Source organism: Tabrizicola sp. (assembly GCF_034366665.1).
Classification (GTDB): Bacteria; Pseudomonadota; Alphaproteobacteria; order Rhodobacterales; family Rhodobacteraceae; genus Tabrizicola.
Genome location: NZ_JAXMMF010000014.1, coordinates 22,557 through 39,624, shown reverse-complemented (window position 1 = coordinate 39,624; position 17,068 = coordinate 22,557). Strand labels below are relative to the sequence as shown.

Annotated in this window: 18 protein-coding genes; 8 read left to right on the top strand and 10 right to left on the bottom strand. The window is 65.0% G+C overall.

What is annotated here, in order from left to right; translation table 11 throughout:
- Both U1E69_RS01690 and murJ read left to right on the top strand, forming a co-directional pair.
- Positions 1-559: ACT domain-containing protein (locus U1E69_RS01690; protein WP_322242316.1), on the top strand; the 559-nt coding region annotated here is incomplete at its 5' end.
- Positions 556-2,100 (top strand): murein biosynthesis integral membrane protein MurJ, encoded by a 1,545-nt coding sequence (gene murJ / locus U1E69_RS01685; protein ID WP_322242315.1) that lies wholly within the window; start codon positions 556-558, stop codon positions 2,098-2,100. The genes U1E69_RS01690 and murJ, both read left to right, overlap by 4 nt.
- Here the strand turns inward: murJ and U1E69_RS01680 are convergent.
- On the bottom strand, positions 2,091-2,777 hold the full coding sequence (locus U1E69_RS01680; protein ID WP_322242314.1) for a rhomboid family intramembrane serine protease: 687 nt from the start codon (positions 2,775-2,777) through the stop codon (positions 2,091-2,093). The two genes, murJ and U1E69_RS01680, sit on opposite strands and share 10 nt — an antisense overlap.
- An 88-nt stretch (positions 2,778-2,865) precedes the next feature.
- Between U1E69_RS01680 and trpS the strand changes: the two genes are divergently transcribed.
- The 6 genes from trpS (at position 2,866) to U1E69_RS01650 (ending at position 7,826) form a co-directional block, all read left to right on the top strand.
- A complete protein-coding gene (trpS, locus tag U1E69_RS01675; protein WP_322242313.1) occupies positions 2,866-3,921 on the top strand; it encodes a tryptophan--tRNA ligase in 1,056 nt (351 codons plus the stop codon).
- A gap of 348 nt (positions 3,922-4,269) precedes the next feature.
- Positions 4,270-4,980: a hypothetical protein gene (locus U1E69_RS01670; RefSeq protein ID WP_322242312.1), complete on the top strand. Its 711-nt coding sequence runs from the start codon at positions 4,270-4,272 to the stop codon at positions 4,978-4,980.
- A gap of 214 nt (positions 4,981-5,194) precedes the next feature.
- Positions 5,195-5,698, top strand: a complete 504-nt coding sequence (locus U1E69_RS01665; RefSeq protein ID WP_322242311.1) for a YbjN domain-containing protein — start codon at positions 5,195-5,197, stop codon at positions 5,696-5,698.
- A gap of 27 nt (positions 5,699-5,725) precedes the next feature.
- Complete coding sequence (proC, locus tag U1E69_RS01660; protein ID WP_322242310.1) at positions 5,726-6,538, top strand: pyrroline-5-carboxylate reductase; 813 nt, start codon at positions 5,726-5,728, stop codon at positions 6,536-6,538.
- Positions 6,535-6,870, top strand: coding sequence for a tRNA-binding protein (locus U1E69_RS01655; protein ID WP_322242309.1), 336 nt, complete (start codon positions 6,535-6,537; stop codon positions 6,868-6,870). The genes proC and U1E69_RS01655 overlap by 4 nt, the downstream gene beginning before the upstream one ends.
- Positions 6,867-7,826, top strand: coding sequence for a D-glycerate dehydrogenase (locus U1E69_RS01650; protein ID WP_322242308.1), 960 nt, complete (start codon positions 6,867-6,869; stop codon positions 7,824-7,826). Before U1E69_RS01655 ends, U1E69_RS01650 begins: the two co-directional genes overlap by 4 nt.
- Positions 7,827-7,967: 141 nt before the next feature.
- Here U1E69_RS01650 and U1E69_RS01645 read toward each other — a convergent pair whose 3' ends face one another.
- The 9 genes from U1E69_RS01645 to U1E69_RS01605 all read right to left on the bottom strand — a co-directional run bounded on the left by U1E69_RS01645 (position 7,968) and on the right by U1E69_RS01605 (position 17,043).
- Positions 7,968-10,157 carry a 3-hydroxyacyl-CoA dehydrogenase NAD-binding domain-containing protein gene (locus U1E69_RS01645; protein ID WP_322242307.1) on the bottom strand — a complete coding sequence of 730 codons (2,190 nt, stop codon included), beginning with the start codon at positions 10,155-10,157 and terminating at the stop codon, positions 7,968-7,970.
- Positions 10,158-10,604 carry a hypothetical protein gene (locus U1E69_RS01640; protein ID WP_322242306.1) on the bottom strand — a complete coding sequence of 149 codons (447 nt, stop codon included), beginning with the start codon at positions 10,602-10,604 and terminating at the stop codon, positions 10,158-10,160.
- A 155-nt stretch (positions 10,605-10,759) separates the two neighbouring features.
- A complete protein-coding gene (locus U1E69_RS01635; protein WP_322242305.1) occupies positions 10,760-11,740 on the bottom strand; it encodes a cupin domain-containing protein in 981 nt (326 codons plus the stop codon).
- Positions 11,737-12,195, bottom strand: coding sequence for a nuclear transport factor 2 family protein (locus U1E69_RS01630; protein ID WP_322242304.1), 459 nt, complete (start codon positions 12,193-12,195; stop codon positions 11,737-11,739). Before U1E69_RS01630 ends, U1E69_RS01635 begins: the two co-directional genes overlap by 4 nt.
- Positions 12,192-12,662: a cupin domain-containing protein gene (locus U1E69_RS01625; RefSeq protein WP_322242303.1), complete on the bottom strand. Its 471-nt coding sequence runs from the start codon at positions 12,660-12,662 to the stop codon at positions 12,192-12,194. The genes U1E69_RS01630 and U1E69_RS01625 overlap by 4 nt, the downstream gene beginning before the upstream one ends.
- Before the next feature lie 47 nt (positions 12,663-12,709).
- Positions 12,710-13,135, bottom strand: a complete 426-nt coding sequence (locus U1E69_RS01620) for a hypothetical protein (RefSeq protein WP_322242302.1) — start codon at positions 13,133-13,135, stop codon at positions 12,710-12,712.
- Between the two features lie 158 nt (positions 13,136-13,293).
- On the bottom strand, positions 13,294-14,505 hold the full coding sequence (locus U1E69_RS01615; protein ID WP_322242301.1) for an acetyl-CoA C-acetyltransferase: 1,212 nt from the start codon (positions 14,503-14,505) through the stop codon (positions 13,294-13,296).
- Positions 14,506-14,514: 9 nt separating this feature from the next.
- Positions 14,515-15,144: a glutathione S-transferase family protein gene (locus U1E69_RS01610; protein WP_322242300.1), complete on the bottom strand. Its 630-nt coding sequence runs from the start codon at positions 15,142-15,144 to the stop codon at positions 14,515-14,517.
- Between the two features lie 126 nt (positions 15,145-15,270).
- Positions 15,271-17,043, bottom strand: coding sequence for an acyl-CoA dehydrogenase C-terminal domain-containing protein (locus U1E69_RS01605; protein WP_322242299.1), 1,773 nt, complete (start codon positions 17,041-17,043; stop codon positions 15,271-15,273).
- Positions 17,044-17,068: the final 25 nt, after the last annotated feature.

Sequence of the window (17,068 nt, the reverse complement as noted above, 5' to 3'; positions counted from 1 at the left end):
TGCCCTGGCCGACCATCCAGGCATCTTCAGCCGTCTGGCGGGGGCCTTGGCGCTGGTCGGCGCCAACGTGGTGGACGCGCGGACCTATACCTCAAAGGACGGCTACGCCACGGCGGTATTCTGGGTTCAGGACATCGAGGGCCACCCCTACGAAGTCTCGCGCCTGCCACGCCTGCGGGGGATGATCGACAAGACCCTGAAGGGCGAAGTGGTGGCGCGGGAGGCCTTGAAGGACCGCGACAAGATCAAGAAGCGCGAGCGTGAGTTCCGCTTCCCCACCCATATCATGTTCGACAACGACGGGTCGGACATCTACACCATCATCGAGGTCGACACCCGCGACCGGCCCGGCCTGCTGTTCGACCTGACCCGGACGTTGGCCACGAACAACATCTACATCGCCAGCGCCGTGATCGCGACCTATGGCGCGCAGGTGGTCGACACCTTCTACGTCAAGGACATGTTCGGCCTGAAGCTGCACCAGAAGCACCGCCAGGAAGCGCTGGAAAAGAAACTGCGCCAGGCCATCGTCGAAGGGGCCGAAAGGGCCATCGCATGAGCGGCTCTCGCGGGATGATCCGCAACATCGTGACGCTGGGCGGCTGGACGCTGGTGTCGCGCGGCGCGGGTCTGGTGCGCGAGCTGATGATGGCCGCCTACCTTGGTGCGGGACCGGTGGCGGACGCGTTCAACGTGGCCTTCAGCCTGCCCAACATGTTCCGCCGCTTCTTCGCGGAAGGCGCGTTCAACCAGGCCTTCGTGCCCTTGTATTCCAAGAAGCTGGAGGCTGGCGAGGACGCCGAGGACTTCGCGCAGAACGCGTTCTCCGGCCTGACGGCCTTCCTGCTGATCTTCACGCTGCTGGGCACGCTGGCCATGCCGCTTCTGGTCTGGGCGATGGCCTCCGGTTTCGTTGGCGATGGCCGCTTCGACATTGCCGTGGATTTCGGGCGGATCACCTTCGTCTACATCGGCTTCATCTCTCTGTTTGCCCTCCTCTCCGGCATCCTGAACGCCCACGGCCACTTTGCCGAAGCCGGGGCGGTGCCTGTCCTGATGAACGTGGTCTTCATCATCGCGATGATGCTGGCCCACTCCTACGGCTGGGACATGGGCCTGACGCTGGCCTGGACCACACCCATCACCGGCATCGCGCAACTGGCCTGGACGCTTTACGCCGCCCGCCGGATCGGGTTCATCCCCAGGCTGCGGTTTCCGCGACTGACGCCCGACTTCCGTCGCCTGATGGTGACGATGGGGCCTGCTCTTTTGGTCGGGGGGGTCGTCCAGATCAACCTCCTCGTCTCACGCCAGGTCGCGAGCGGCACCGAGGGCGCGATCTCCTGGCTTGTCTACGCCGACCGTCTCTACCAGCTTCCCCTAGGCGTCGTCGCCATAGCTGTCGGCACGGTCCTTCTCCCTGAACTCTCTCGCCGCCTGCAGGCCGGGGATAGTGCGGGCGGGCGTGAGGCGTTCAACCGGGGCACCGAATTCGCGCTCCTCCTGACCCTTCCCGCCGCCGTTGCGCTGGTCATCATCGCGCTGCCGATCACCGAGGTCCTTTATCAGCGCGGAGCCTTCGGGTCCGAGGACACAGCCGCCACTGCGCTGGCGCTGGCGATCTACGGGCTGGGCCTGCCAGCCTTTGTCCTGCAAAAGGCGCTGCAGCCCCTGTTCTACGCCCGCGAGGACACGCGCAGCCCGTTCCGCTATGCCGTCTGGTCAATGGTGCTGAACGGCGCGCTGGCCTTCGGCCTGATGCCCTGGATCGGCTTTTCGGCTGCTGCCTGGGCCACCACACTGTCGGCCTGGGTCATGGTTGGGCAACTCTGGTGGGGTGCCCGCCGCCTGGGCGAGGAAACCCGCTTTGACGCCCGCTTTCTGTCGCGTCTCTGGCGGATCTGCGCGGCCTCGGCCCTGATGGGGGCCGCACTTTGGGGCGGTTGGAGCTTGTTGCAGCCGATGCTGGATGCCCGGGCCTACCGCGTGCTGGCGCTGGTCCTGCTGATTGCACTGGGGATGGCCAGCTACGTCCTTGCGGCCTTTGGGTTGAAGGCCGTGCGACTGGCCGACCTCAAGGCGCTGCGCCGTCAGCGCTGACGCACCTGGTCCAGCACCCGCCGGAACCCGCCGGGGGCCACGAGGAAGGACAGCAGGAACCCGGCCGCAAAGCCTGCGATGTCGGCGACCCACTCCCATCCGGCCCCGAACAACAGCCCGAACACCAGCTGCACGAACAGCAGCGCCCCGATCAGGCTGAATGCCCGGAACTTGTTGGCCCCGACGCGCGCAAGGTTGGTCCAGATCAGGAAGGTGAAGGCCCCGATCAGCCCATAGACCGCCGGAAAGCTGCCAATCAGCTGAACCCGCTCCGGCACCAGCAGCCCATAGGCCGCCGCGCCCACCGCAGCCGAGCCAAGGAAGACCACCGCGACACCCCACCAGCGGAAGACCTCGCCCACCATCTTGCCAAGCGCCAAAAGCATGACCACCGCGAAAAGGGCATGGGTGAAACTGCCGTGGACAAGGACGTAGCTGACCAGCCTGTGCAGCTCGTCCAACGGCTGCCCGCCGTTTTCCCACTGATACTTCACCAGTTCGGGGAAGAGGCCGAAGCGTTCCACCGCCTGCAGCCGCCAGCTTACCCCCTGCGGACCCCCGACCAGACCACGTTCGGCCAGGGTCAGCACCAGCTCCATCGCGATCAGCGGCAGGGCCAGCAGCCACACGATCGGCGGCAGCGGGTTCAAGGGCGGTGCGTTGTGATCGGGGTCCATGCCTGCCATCCTGCGACGCGCCCTGATTGACGCCTGTTGCCCCTTGGATTACGCGGGATCGGCAGCTTAATCCAGACGGAGCCTCCGCATGTCCTCGCCAGCTACGGCGGTCCAAACGCCGAAAGCCTTCAAACCCCGGATCTTCTCGGGCATCCAGCCTTCGGGCGGGCTGACGCTTGGCAACTATCTTGGCGCGCTGAAGCGCTTCGTGGAAAAGCAGGACGAGGGGATCGAGACAATCTATTGCGTGGTCGACATGCATGCGATCACTGTCTGGCAAGACCCAAGCGTCCTGCGCCAGCAGACGCGCGAAGCCGCAGCGGGCTTTATCGCTGCCGGTATTGATCCGAAACGGTCGATTCTGTTCAACCAAAGTCAGGTCTCGGCACATGCCGAACTGAGTTGGGTCTTCAACTGCGTTGCGCGCATGGGCTGGATGAGCCGCATGACCCAATGGAAAGACAAGACCGCCGGCAAGAATGCCGAAGCGGCAAGCCTTGGTCTGTTTGCGTACCCCGCGCTGATGGCGGCGGATATTCTTGCCTACCACGCCACGATGGTTCCAGTAGGCGAAGACCAGCGTCAGCACCTGGAACTGACCCGTGATATCGCGATCAAGTTCAACAACGACTTCAAGGTCGATTTCTTCCCGGTGGTCGAGCCTGTGATCGAAGGCGTCGCTACCAAGGTGATGTCCCTGCGGGACGGCACCAGGAAAATGTCGAAGTCCGACCCCTCGGACCAGACGCGCATCAACCTGACCGACAGTGCCGAAACCATCGCCGCCAAGATCCGCAAGGCCAAGACCGACCCGGAACCTTTGCCCGACACGGTCGAAGGCCTGAAGGACCGCCCCGAGGCGCGCAACCTTGTGAACATCTATGCCGCCCTGTCGGGCCACACGGTCGACCAGGTGATCCGCGATTTCGCGGGCGCGCAGTTCGGGACCTTCAAGCCCGCGCTGGCCGATCTTGCCGTGGCGTCGCTTTCGCCGATCACGACCGAGATGAACCGCCTGATGGCCGATCCGGCCGAGATCGACCGCATCCTTGGCGACGGGGCCGACCGCGCCGATGCCATCGCCCAACCGATCCTGGAGCAGGTCTACGACATCACCGGGATGATCCGCTCGCGGCGGAAATGATCCACAGGTTTCCGTCACCCCGGACAGCGGCTGTCACATTGCGGATTCATCGGTTGCCTAGGGTGGGACCGTTCGGAGATGCGATCTGTCCCCATCGCCCGGTCCAGCCAGTCTGCCCCTGAACGGCAGGACCATTCCCGACATGCCCCTGTGCCCCCGCACAGGGGCTTTTTTTGCTTCCCTCCGCTATCGCGCGGCTTGACGGCTGCCGGGTGAAGCACCGACCATCTGCCGGCCAGTGAAGGGTTTCGTGTTGACCGACGCAGCCACCGACCAATGCACTTACGCAATCCCCGCTGTCGGCAATGACGTTCGGTGCAGCGGGCTTGCACCAGTCGCCACCGCATCATGATCCGCGCCCATATCGCCACCTATCCGCCCCGGCTGCAGATGCTGGAGCAGGCCCTTGCCTCCATCGCGCCGCAGGTCGATCAGGTCTTCCTCTGTCTCAACGAATTCGCCGAGATCCCCGCTTTCCTGACGGCGTTCAAGACCGTCACCCCGTGGATTCCGGACCAGGACCTGAAGGATGTGGGGAAGTTCGCCGTCGAGGTCGCAACCGATGATCTGGTCGTGATGGCGGATGACGACCTGCTGTACCATCCGACGCATGTAACGACGCTAAGGCGCATCGGCGAAGACCTGGGGCTGGACCGGGTGGTGGTCGGTCTGCACGGCACGATCTACCACCCCGGCCAGGGCCCGCTGATCCGCAGCAGGACCACCTTTCAATGTGATGACCCGCTTGCCATGTCGACACGGGTTCACCAGCTGGGAACCGGGACCGTCCTGGCGCTGGGCCGGAATGTCGCGCCCCTCGATTTCATGATGGGCAGCCAGAAGTTCGTCGATGTGCGCTACGCGCGCTGGCTGCACCAGAAGGGCCTGCACTCCTTTGCGATCCAGCGCCCCGAAGGCTTTGTGCGCAAGATCGAGCTGCCGGGGGTGAAGGTCGAGACGATCTTCAAAAGCTTCACCCGTCACAGCCCAGACCATGTTCTGCAGGAAATCCGCCAGTTCGCCCAGGTCTTGCCGACGGCTCCCGGCACCCCGGCCTGACACCGGTGCCGTCCGATCCGCTGGCCCGCGGTCTGGGCTGGCCGATTCGTTCCCGGCTTTTCCACAGCTATTTTCTTAAGAAATCGCTTTACAGGCTTCCGCTTTGGCCACACCATATCTAGTAAGGGTCACGTCGGGCAGACGCAGACCCTTGCCAGACACCCAGCTTCTAGTGGGTCGTGGCCCGCCTGAAGCTTCATCATGAGGCCAGGCAATGTCGCTTTCCGAGGACTACGCGTCGATGGAGGATCTCCATCCCATCGACATCGTCGAAAGCCTGGCCGAACACCATGCGTGGGAATTCGATCGCGTGACCGATGACCAGATCGCGATGGCGGTCGAAGGGCAATGGCGGACATACTCGCTGACCCTGGCCTGGTGCGAACAGGACGAGACGCTGCGTCTGATCTGCACCTTCGAGATGGAGCCTCCCGCCGACCGGATTCACGCTCTGCATGACGTGCTGAACCGCTGCAACGACATGGTCTGGACCGGGGCCTTCACCTGGTGGGCGGAACAGAAGCTGATGGTCTGGCGCTATGGCCTGGTGCTGTCGGGCGGGCAGGTCGCGGGGCCGGAACAGATCGACCGGCTGATCGCCGCATCGGTGACGGCATCGGAACGGTTCTACCCGGCGTTCCAGCTGGCGATGTGGGGGGACCAGACCCCGGAACAGGCGATGAAAGTCGCCATTGCCGAGGCGTACGGGCGCGCCTAACCTTCCCCCGGTTTGAAGGGGAGTTCCATGAGTTTGGATCGCGTTGCCCGGGATGGGCTGGTGCTGCTTGGCTGCGGCAAGATGGGGACGGCGCTGCTGACGGGCTGGCTGGCGGCGGGGGTGCCTCCGGGGTCTGTCTGGGTGATCGAGCCCAATCCGACCGACTGGCTCAAGGGCAGCGGTGTCCATCTGAACGAGGGGGTTCCGAAAGCGCCCGCCGTTGCGCTGCTGGCGGTAAAGCCGCAGATGATGGGCGCGGCGCTGCCGTCCTTGCAGGCGCTGGGCAACGGCACGACGTTGTTCGTCTCGATCGCGGCGGGGACCAAGATTTCCACCTTCGAGGAAGCGCTGGGCACCCGCACCCCCATCGTCCGCACGATGCCGAACACGCCTGCAATGGTGGGACGCGGGATTACTGCGATTTGCCGGAATGCCCATGTGTCCGATGCCGACTTTGCCCTGGCCCGCGACCTTATGGCGGCGGTGGGGCAGGTGGTAGATCTGACAGGTGAAGATCAGATTGACGCGGTGACCGCCGTGTCGGGGTCGGGTCCGGCCTACGTCTTCCACCTGATCGAGACGATGGCCGCTGCGGGTGTGGCCGAGGGGCTGCCCGCCGACGTTGCCATGCAACTGGCCCGCGCCACGGTCTGCGGGGCGGGAGAGCTGGCGTTCCAAAGCCCTGAAAGCGCAGAGCAATTGCGGATCAACGTGACCTCGCCGGGCGGCACGACGGCTGCGGCGTTGGGTGTACTGATGGACCCTGACGCGGGCTTTCCCGCCCTGTTGAAACATGCCGTGAAGGCCGCCGCCGACCGCGGGCGGGAGTTGGGCAAATGACCATCACCTACGCAGACTTCGAGAAGGTCGACATCCGCGTCGGCCGCATCACCCGGGCCGAGCCTTTCCCCGAGGCGCGGAAGCCTGCCTTCAAGCTGTGGGTCGATTTCGGACCCGGGATTGGCGAGAAACGCTCATCGGCGCAGATCACGAAGCACTATACGCTGGAAGACCTGGTTGGTCGGCAGGTGCTGGCCGTGGTCAACTTCCCACCCCGCCAGATCGGCCCGGTCCTGTCCGAGGTTCTGGTCCTGGGCCTGCCGGACGAAGCGGGCGAGGTCGTGCTGATCGGACCCGGACATGACGTTCCCTTGGGAGGAAAACTATTTTGAAACCGAAACTTCTGATCACCCGCCGCCTGCCCGACCGCGTGCTGGAGGCCGCCCGCGACCGGTTCGACGTGACCCTGCGGGACCGGACCGAAGTGCTGTCGGCAGAGGAACTCCGCGCCGCGCTGCGGGACTATGATGCGGTGCTGCCGACATTGGGCGACCGCTTCCAACCCGATGTTTTCGCTGATGTTCCGGCACCCCGTGCGAAGATCCTGGCCAACTTCGGCGTGGGCTACAACCACATCGACGCCGAGGCGGCGAAGGCCGCCGGGATCGCGGTGTCGAACACTCCCGGAGCGGTCACGGATGCCACGGCGGACATCGCGGTGTCCCTGATCCTGATGACCGCCCGCCGCCTTGGCGAAGGCGAGCGCATCCTGCGGGCGGGCGCTTGGGAAGGTTGGGGGCCGGTGCAGATGCTGGGGACCCATGTCACTGGAAAACGCTTGGGAATCATCGGGTTCGGGCGGATCGGCAAGGCGATTGCCAAGCGCTGCCACTATGGCTTCGACATGGAGGTGGTGTTCTACAACCGCTCGCGCGTCGAGGACGCAGGCCTGCCCGCGCGCCAGGTCGAGATGGCCGAGGCGATGGCCGCGGACTTCGTGGTGGTGGCCGTTCCGGGCGGCAAGGCGACCTATCACCTGATCGACGCCAAGGCGTTGAAGATGATGCAGAAAACGGGGATCTTCGTGAACATCTCCCGGGGCGATGTGGTGGACGAGGCGGCGCTGATCGACGCCTTGCAGAACGGGCAGATCGCCGGCGCGGGACTTGATGTCTACGAGTTCGAGCCGAAGGTTCCGGTGGCACTGATGGCGATGGAGAATGTCACGCTTCTCCCGCATCTGGGCACGGCCTGCCTGGAAGTGCGCGAGAACATGGGTCTGATGGCGGTGACGAACCTGGTGGCCTGGGCTGAAGGTAAGGCCCCGCCGAACCTGGTTAATCCCTGAGCCCTTAGGGGGTCGAAAAGCGCGTCGGGCTTCCGTCTGGAATGCGTATGGGAACGATACATACGCGCGTATGGTCGGAAATCCGTTAACCATCTGGCGCAAGCATAGGGTGGGCGATATCGCCCACCCTACGCTTGCGCTTCAGGCGGCGGCCTTTTCGCCCGCGAACCGGCCGTAGAAGGTCTGACCCTTCTCGGCCATTTCGCGCAGGAGTGCGGGCGCGTGGAAGCGCGGGCCGAACTGCGCCGTCAGGCTGCGGCAAATCTCGACCGCCCGAGGCGCGCCGATCATGTCCAGCCACGAGAACGGCCCGCCCGACCAGGGCGCGAAGCCCCAGCCCAGGATCGCGCCGACGTCGCCTTCGCGGATGTCGGTCAGAACACCTTCCTCCAGCGCGCGGACAGCCTCCAGGACCTGTGCAAACAGCAGACGGTGCTGCACGTCCGTCAGCGATGGCTGCACCTTGTCCAGGGGATACTTCGGCTCCAGCCCGTCCCAAAGACCCAGACGCTCACCCTTTTCCGAATAGGCGTAGAAGCCCGCGTTGGTCTTCTTGCCCAGACGCCCCTGGTCGGCCATCCAGAACAGGACCTTGTCCACGGCTTCGTCCGGGTAGTCCGAACCCATCGCGGCCTTGGTCGCCTTGGCGATCTTCACGCCAAGGTCGATCGAGGTCTCGTCCACCAGCTGCAGCGGGCCCAGCGGCATCCCGACCAGCTTGGCGGCGTTTTCCACCAGCACCGGCTCCACCCCTTCGGCGAGCATGCGGATGCCTTCGTTGATGTAGGGGATGATGCAGCGGTTGGCGTAGAAGAAGCGGGCGTCGTTGACGACGATGGGGGTCTTGCGGATCTGGCGGACGAAATCCAGCGCCTTGGCGACGGCCTTGTCGCCGGTTGCCTTGCCGCGGATGATCTCGACCAGCATCATCTTGTCCACGGGGCTGAAGAAATGGATGCCGATGAACTGCTCGGGCCGCTTGGAGGCCGCCGCAAGGCCGGTGATCGGCAGGGTGGAGGTGTTGGTCGCAAAGACGCACCCCTCGCCGACGGCGGCTTCGACCTTGGCGGTGACGTCGGCCTTGATCTTCGGGTCCTCAAAGACGGCCTCCACCACCAGATCGACGCCCGCCAGGGCCGCGTAGTCGGTGGTGGCGGTGATGCGGCCCAGAACCTCGGCCTTCTTCTCGGCAGTCACCTTGCCGCGCTTCATCCCCTTGTCGAGGATGCTTTCAGAGTGGGCCTTGCCCCGGTCGGCGGCGTCCTGGGCCGCGTCGATCAGGACGACCTCGATCCCGGCATTGGCGCTGACATAGGCGATGCCTGCCCCCATCATGCCCGCGCCGATGACACCAAGCTTGCGGACGGCCATGTCTTCGACCTTCGGCCGGTTCGCACCCTTCTTCAGCGCCTCCTTGTTGATAAAGAGGCTGCGGATCATCGCGGTGGATGAGGGGTTCATCAGAACGCTGGTGAAGTGCCGCGCCTCGATCTTCAGGGCCGTGTCGAAGGGGACCAGAGCGCCCTCGTAGACTGCGGCGAGCAGCGCCTTGGCGGCGGGGTAGACGCCCATCGTCTTGCCGTGGACCATCGCCGAGGCCCCGACAAAGGTCATGAACCCCGCGGGGTGATACGGCGCGCCGCCGGGCATCTTGTAGCCCTTGGCGTCCCAGGGTTTGACCAGATCAGCGTCCGTGGCCGAGAGCACCCATTCCCTGGCGCGCTTCAGCAGGACCTCAGGGGCCACGACCTCGTCGATGATCCCGGCGGCCTTTGCGGATTTGGGGTCGGAGAGCTTGCCTTCCAGCAGGAACGGAGCCGCCGCCATCGCGCCAAGCTTGCGGACCAGCCGCGTCGTGCCGCCCGCGCCGGGGAAGATGCCGACCATGATCTCGGGCAGGCCGATCTTGGCCTTGGGGTTGTCGGCAGCGATGATCCGGTGGCAGGAGAGTGGAAGCTCCAGCCCGATCCCAAGCGCCGTGCCCGGCAGGGCGGCCACGATGGGCTTTCCGCCCTTCAACGTCTTCGGGTCCATCCCGGCGCGTTCGATCTTGCGCAGGACATGGTGCATCTGCATCACGCCGTCGAAGATCGCCTGAGCACCCCCGGCCCGCATCTGCGCGATGACATTCAGGTCCATGCCCCCGGCAAAGTCCTTCTTGCCCGAAGTAATGATGACGCCCTTCACCGACCCATCCGCCAGCGCCTGGTCGATCAGACCGTTCAGCGCCAGGAACGCCTCGGTCGACATGACGTTCATCGATTTTGATGCGACGTCCCAGGTGATGGTGGCGACGCCCTCGGCGTCGGTGGTCATGGTGAAGTCGGTCATCTAAAGCTCCTCGGAAAGCCAGAGTTCGGGGGAAAGTCGCGTCAGCAGCATCGGCCAGCGCGCTTCGTTGGTGGTGTTGTGGATCTTGATCGCCTTCCAGCGACCGTCGTAGGAGCCGATCCACATCTTCGAATGGAAGACGGGCAGGGCCAGCTTCTCATCGGCCATCAGCCGGGTCTCGTAGACCCCGACGATATGGTCGTTGCCCTGGAAGGTCGCGGCCTGCACTTTCCGGTCCATGTGGGTGACGCCGTGGCTGCGGATCATCGCGACGAAATCGTCGAACCCGTCTTCCAGATCGGGGCGGGTGGCGACGGTGATGCTGGCCGACGAGGTCAGGATGCTGAGCGGCAACTGGATCCCCGCGGCATAATCCTCGAACCACTCGTTCATCACGGCCTTGGCCATCTCGTCCAGATAGGACTGCAGGATCGTGCTTGCGCGCATCCGGGTATCTCCTTTGCGTTCAGGGTGACGACCACCCCAAGGCTGGAGCGGGCGTCCGAGACGAGGCGGCAAACCGCCCCGGAACGTGCAACCCAGGACGGAGGCTTTGGTTCCGCACACATTCCTATGGTTGCGGAAAAAAGTTAAGCCCGGTGTCATCTGACCACCCCGCGTGGCCATCCGGGGTAGAGGGTGCCGTCCTTGCGGGTCTGGCTGCGCAGGCCGTTGCGGCGGGTGTAGTGCAGGTCGATGTCGGGATAGGTGACGTCATCCTCGGGCAGGCGGGAGCCTGCGACGAAGTAGGTCACGGGCAGGGCGGTGCGGTTTTCCAGGCAATGGGCGTTGGCAACCCCGGCGGGCCAGCAGACGCAGGTGCCGGGGGGCAGATCGCGCGGGCCGTGGGTGTCGTGCAGGGTGACGATGCCGTCGAGAGTGTAAAGGAACTCATCCTCGTCCGAATGCCAGTGCCGCTGGCTGGACCGCGCGCCTGGCATCAGGGTTTCGGTGAAGGCCCCGAACTGGGTCAGGCCCCCGGCGTCGGACAGGGGATGCGCGATGTAGTCGCCGATGTCGGCATAGGGGGCAGGATAGCCGCCCTCTCCGCCTTCTCCGGCAACCGATCCCGCGCGGATCACGGTCGGGCGGGGCGTGCCGTCCCAGGGGCGGCCCCAGGGGGCGCGCAGGTCCAGAAGCTCGGCCGGCAGGTCGCCTGATTTCAGCACGCTGCCATCGACCGCCTCGATCCGCCAGGTGGTGTCGCTGTTGATCTGGCGGCGGCCGTCGTCGGGATAGGTGCAGATGTCACCCTTGCAGCGCGCGCCGACGATCAGCCAGCGGGCGGGCACGTCGCCGCGGTTGGTCAGGTGGTGGCCATTGGGCTGCCCATGCGGCCAAGAGCAGGCATCGCCGGGGAAGATGTCGGTCATCCCGCTGTCGTCGCGCAAGGTTGCGGTGCCTGACAGCAGATACAGGAACTCATCCTCGGCCGAATGCCAGTGCCGGTGGCTGGACCAGGCGCCGGGCGCCAGCGTGTCGATGTAGGCTCCGAACTGCGTCAGCCCGCCTGCCTGGGACAGGTAGAGCGTGTGCAGACCCTTCTCGCCACCGGTGGGCGCGCTGGAGGGATCAACGATCATGCGTCGTCCTCCGCACGCGCGGCCACGCCGAACTGCTCTTCCAGCACTTCGCGCGTGACCGGCCAGCGGTCCACCTGGATGGCGTAATGCGCTTCGGAGAACCGCCAACTCGCGTCCCGCAGCACCAGGGTATGCCGCGAGACATGGGGATAGTTCAGCCGCTCGCCGTTCGCGATCAGATGGGTATGGTGCCAGCCTTCGATCCGGCCGCGGTCCGCGTAATCGGCCGCCCTGGCGACGCGTTCGTAATGCGTGATACCCTGGGCGCGCAGGGTTTCGTGCAGGGCGTCGAAGGTCGGGCGCAGCTCCTCGCGGGAGGAGACAAGAAGGCGGGCGGTCTCGGTATGGACCAGATAGGGCAGGTCGATCATCGCCGCATAGCGGTCGAAATCCCCGGTCAGTACCGCTTCGGACACCTGGTTCAGCGCGGTCTGGTAAATCTCCAGTGGGTTCATCGCGGCCCCACCCAGTCAGTGCCATCCTTGTAGGTAAAGCGGGCGCGGCCTCCTTCGATCTCGACCCGGAAGTCGACGTCGGAATAGGTTGCCACCTCGCGCGGGGCACGTGAGCCGATGACCAGGAATCGCGCGACCCGGTCCGAGCGGTTGATGAAATGGTGCCCGTCCGGGTTGCCTGCCGGAAAGGCCGCGCAGTCACCCGCGCGCATCACCGTCTCGCCTGCGTCCTGGACCAGAGTGCATTCACCCTCGGTCACCATGACGAATTCGTCTTCGTACTGGTGCCAATGCCGCAGGCTGGACAGCGCGCCGGGTTCCAGGCTGACAAGGTTCGCCCCGAACTGGGACAGCCCACCCGCATCGCCCAGCCGCAGGGACGACCGACCCTGCATCATGCTGGCATAGGGTTCGGGGTAGATCGAGCCGGTCTTCACCGGAACCGTGGCGGGATCAATCACGGGCATCGCGTCCTCCTGCGGTTGGGCTGGCACCCGACCCGGAAGCGCCCAGGCTAGGCGGACAGCGCGAGAGCCTCGAACTCCTGATGCAGTTCGGGCATCGACAGGCGCGTATAGTTGACCATCTCGATGCGCGGGCCAAGCTCCGTTGCACGGCAGTAGTAGATCGCCGAGCAGGTCCGCGTCTCGCCCGAGGGCAGGAGCCGTTCGTTCCAGTCGACCCACATCCTGAAGCGTCCGGCCCGCGGCAGTTCGACCGCCTGGACCTGCGGATGCAGGGACGCAACGCCGCTGCGCAACAGCCAGTGGCGCAGAAGGCTGAAGACCAGGCGCGCCTCTTCGGGACCCGACAGCAGCATCCGCTGTTCCGGCAGGAAAATCGGCAGCGGGAAGATGTAGCTGTCCAGAAGGGCGTCGATCCGTCCCTGAAGCAGCAAATCGCCGCGGAAACGCAGCTCGGCTGCGATGTCTGAATGCATGGCCTGAATGCCTTTCGATACAATTCGAAGAAGCAACCACTTTGGGAGAATCACCCAAAACGCGACGTAGGATTGCGACATTGGCGGGCGCGAAAACGACATCATGGCGGGCTTGCAACCAGCGCATGTCCATCGGATTTCGCCCGCCGCGCATGGTTTCAGACCCGCTCGATGATGGTGGCGGCACCCATGCCGGAGGCGATGCACAGCGTCGCCAGCCCCATATTCCTGTCCTGACGCTCCAGCTCGTCCAGAAGCGTGCCGATGATGATCGCCCCCGTGGCGCCAAGCGGGTGGCCCATCGCGATTGACCCGCCGTTGACGTTGACCAGCGCCGGATCGACGTCGAAGGCCTGCTGGAACCGCAGGACGACCGATGCGAAGGCCTCGTTCACCTCGAAGAGGTCGATGTCGCCGATCTGCAGGCCCGAATCCTGCAGGATCTTCTGTGTCGCAGGGACCGGCCCGGTCAGCATGATCGTGGGATCAGTCCCGATCTTCGCCGTGGCGCGGATGCGGGCGCGGGGTTTCAGGCCGTGGGCTTTCCCGAACTCGGCGTTGCCGATCAGCACGGCGGCGGCCCCGTCCACGATGCCCGACGAGTTCCCGGCGTGGTGGATGTGATTGATCCGCTGGAGGTGCGGGTATTTCATCATCGCGACCTTGTCGAAGCCGGGCATCATCTCGCCCATCTCCTTGAAGGCGGGCCGCAGCGCGCCCAGCGTCTGCATGTCCGTGCCGGGGCGCATGTATTCGTCGGTCGCCAGGATCGGCAGGCCGTTCTGGTCCTTGATCACCAGGACCGACTTCTCGAACCGCCCCTCGGCCCAGGCCTGCGCCGCGCGGCGCTGGGATTCCACCGCGAGCGCGTCGGCCTGGTCGCGGGTAAAGCCGAATTCGGTGGCGATGATGTCCGCGCTGATGCCCTGGGGCACGAAGTAGGTCTTCATCGCCAACGTCGGATCCACAGCGATGGCGGCCCCGTCACTGCCCATCGCGACGCGGCCCATCATCTCGACCCCTCCGGCGATATAGGCATGGCCCGCGCCGCCCTTCACCTGGTTGGCGGCCAGGTTCACCGCCTCCATTCCGCTGGCACAGAAGCGGTTGATCGCAAGGCCTGGGATGCGTTCATCAAGGTCGCTGGCCAGCACCGCCGACCGCGCCAGGCAGCCGCCCTGCTCGCCCACCTGGGTGACGTTGCCCCAGATCACATCCTCGACCGCGTGGCCTTCCAGCCCGTTCCGTTCCTTGACCGCGTTCAGCACCTTGGCCGACAGCGCGACCGAGGTCAGCTCATGCAGGGCACCATCGGCCCGGCCCTTGCCGCGGGGGCTGCGGACGGCGTCGTAGATGAAAGCGTCGGTCATCGTGGTCTCCTATGCGGGGAAGGCCCGCGTCAGCAGGTCGTAGGGGTGTTTCCAGCCGGGCAGGGCGGCGATGCGGTCCAGCCAGCGGTCGATATGGGCCCAGTCGGAGCGGTCAAAGCCGAAGGGTTCGGGGTAGTAAAGGTAGCCGCAGCACGACAGGTCGGCGATTGTGACGGCCTCGCCCGCGATCCAGTTGCGGTTGGCGAGGTGGTCGTTCAGGACGGTGTAAGCGGCCTTGAGGCGGCCTTGCATGAACGGGATCACGCCTTCGGGACGCTTTTCCGGCGGCAGGAAGTTCATCAGGAAGCGGGTGGTGCCAATGGCGGTGGAAAGCTTGTGGTTGTCCCAGAACAGCCAGCGCAACACCTCGCGCCGTTCGGCGGCGGAGCGGCCCCCCAGTTTGCCGGTCTTGGAGCTGATGTAGTCCAGGATCACCCCCGACTGCGTCAGCGTGGTATCCCCGTCGACCAGAACGGGCACTTCGCCCATCTCGTTGATCTGCTTGAACTCCGGGCTGCGCGCCGCGCCCTTGAAGAAGTCGACGAAGACCGGCTCCCAGTCGAGGTCGGCCATCTCCAGCGCCAGGGCGCATTTGTAGGCGTTGCCGCTTTCGCCGAAAGAGTAGAGTTTCATGGCCATTCCCCTTGTGGTTTCCCTACCCTGACCTGCCGCGCGCCCAAGCGGAACCCTCCTCGTGCGACTTCGTCTTCTCGTCGGGGGCCGTCCCAGCGAGGAGTGACGCAGTCATCGACGAGCGGCCCCGGTTCAGAACGCCTCGGCCGTCAGCGCCATGACCGTGTCGGCCCCGCTTTCGATCCGGGCCAGGTGCATCCCGCAGGCGGGAAGCTGGCGGGCCATGTAGAACCGCCCCGTGGCAATCTTCGCCTCATAGAAGTCGCGGTCGGCGGCCCCTGCGTCCAGCGCCACATAGGCGGCCTTCGCCATCTTCGTCCACATCAGGCCCAGGCAGACATGGCCCATCATGTGCATGAAGTCATAGGACCCGGCCAGCGCTGCATTGGGGTTCTTCATCCCGTTCTGCATGAAGAACATCCCCGCCTGTTGCAGCGCCTTGGACGCCACCTTCAGCGGCTCGACAAAGCCCTTCATCCGGTCGTCGCCGTCATGCGCCTTGCATTCGGCCTTCACCATTTCAAAGAAGGCCATCACATGCTTGCCGCCGTCCAGCGCCAGCTTCCGGCCCACCAGGTCCAGCGCCTGCACGCCGTTGGCGCCTTCGTAGATCATCGCGATCCGGGCGTCGCGGGCGAACTGCGACATGCCCCATTCCTCGATATAGCCGTGCCCGCCGTAAACCTGCTGGGCGGCCACCGCCATCTCGAAGCCCTTGTCAGTGAGGAAGCCCTTCAGGACCGGGGTCATCAGCCCGATCAGCCCGTCCGCCGCCATGTCGCCGGTATGCGCCCGGTCGATCAGGGTGGCACTCCAGTAGGCCCAGGCGCGGGCACCTTCGACGAAGCTTTTCTGCTCCATCAGGTTGCGGCGGATGTCGGGGTGGACGATCAGCGGGTCGGCCGGGCCATTCGGGTTCTTGACCCCGGTCACGTCGCGGCCCTGCAGCCGGTCCTTGGCATAGGCCAAAGCGTTCTGATACGCCGCCTCGGCCACCGCATAGCCCTGCAGTGCCACACCAAGCCGGGCCTCGTTCATCATCGTGAACATGGCCTTCATGCCCTTGTGGAGGTCGCCGAGCAGCCAGCCCGTCGCCCCGTCGTAGTTCATCACGCAGGTCGCATTGCCGTGGATGCCCATCTTCTCTTCGACCTTGCCCACCGACACGGCGTTGCGCGCGCCCAGGGAGCCGTCGTCGTTCACCAGGACCTTCGGCACGATGAAAAGGGAAATCCCCTTCGTCCCTTCACCGCCACCGGGGGCCTTGGCCAGCACCAGATGCACGATGTTCGACGCCATGTCGTGATCGCCGGCCGAGATGAAGATTTTCTGCCCGGTGATCTTGTAGCTGCCGTCGGCCTGAGGTTCCGCCTTGGTCCGCATCATCCCCAGATCGGTGCCGCAATGCGGTTCCGTCAGGTTCATCGTGCCGGTCCATTCGCACGAGACCATCTTCGGCAGCCACTTCGCCTTCTGCTCATCGGTCCCGTGCACCTTGATCGCCGAATAGGCGCCGTGGGTCAGGCCCTGGTACATGTTGAAGGCCATGTTGGCCGACACAAAGGTTTCGTTCACCGCTGTGTGCATCAGGTAGGGCAGGCCCTGGCCGCCATATTCGGGGCTTGCGTCCAGGGACATCCAGCCGCCCTTGCGCAGGGTGTCGAAAGCCTGCTTGAAGCCCTTGGGGGTCCGCACCACGCCGTTTTCCAGCACGCAGCCTTCGACGTCGCCGACGAGGTTCAGAGGGGTCAGAATGTCGGACGCGACCTTCGCAGCCTCGTCGAACACCGCTTCGGTAAAGCTTCTGTCCAGGTCCGCATAGCCGGGAATATCGGCGTCCGAGACCTTCAGAACGTCGTGCAGCACGAACTGCATGTCCTTCACGGGGGCGGTGTAGCTGGGCATGGTGTCCTCTTCCCTCTGTCGCCCG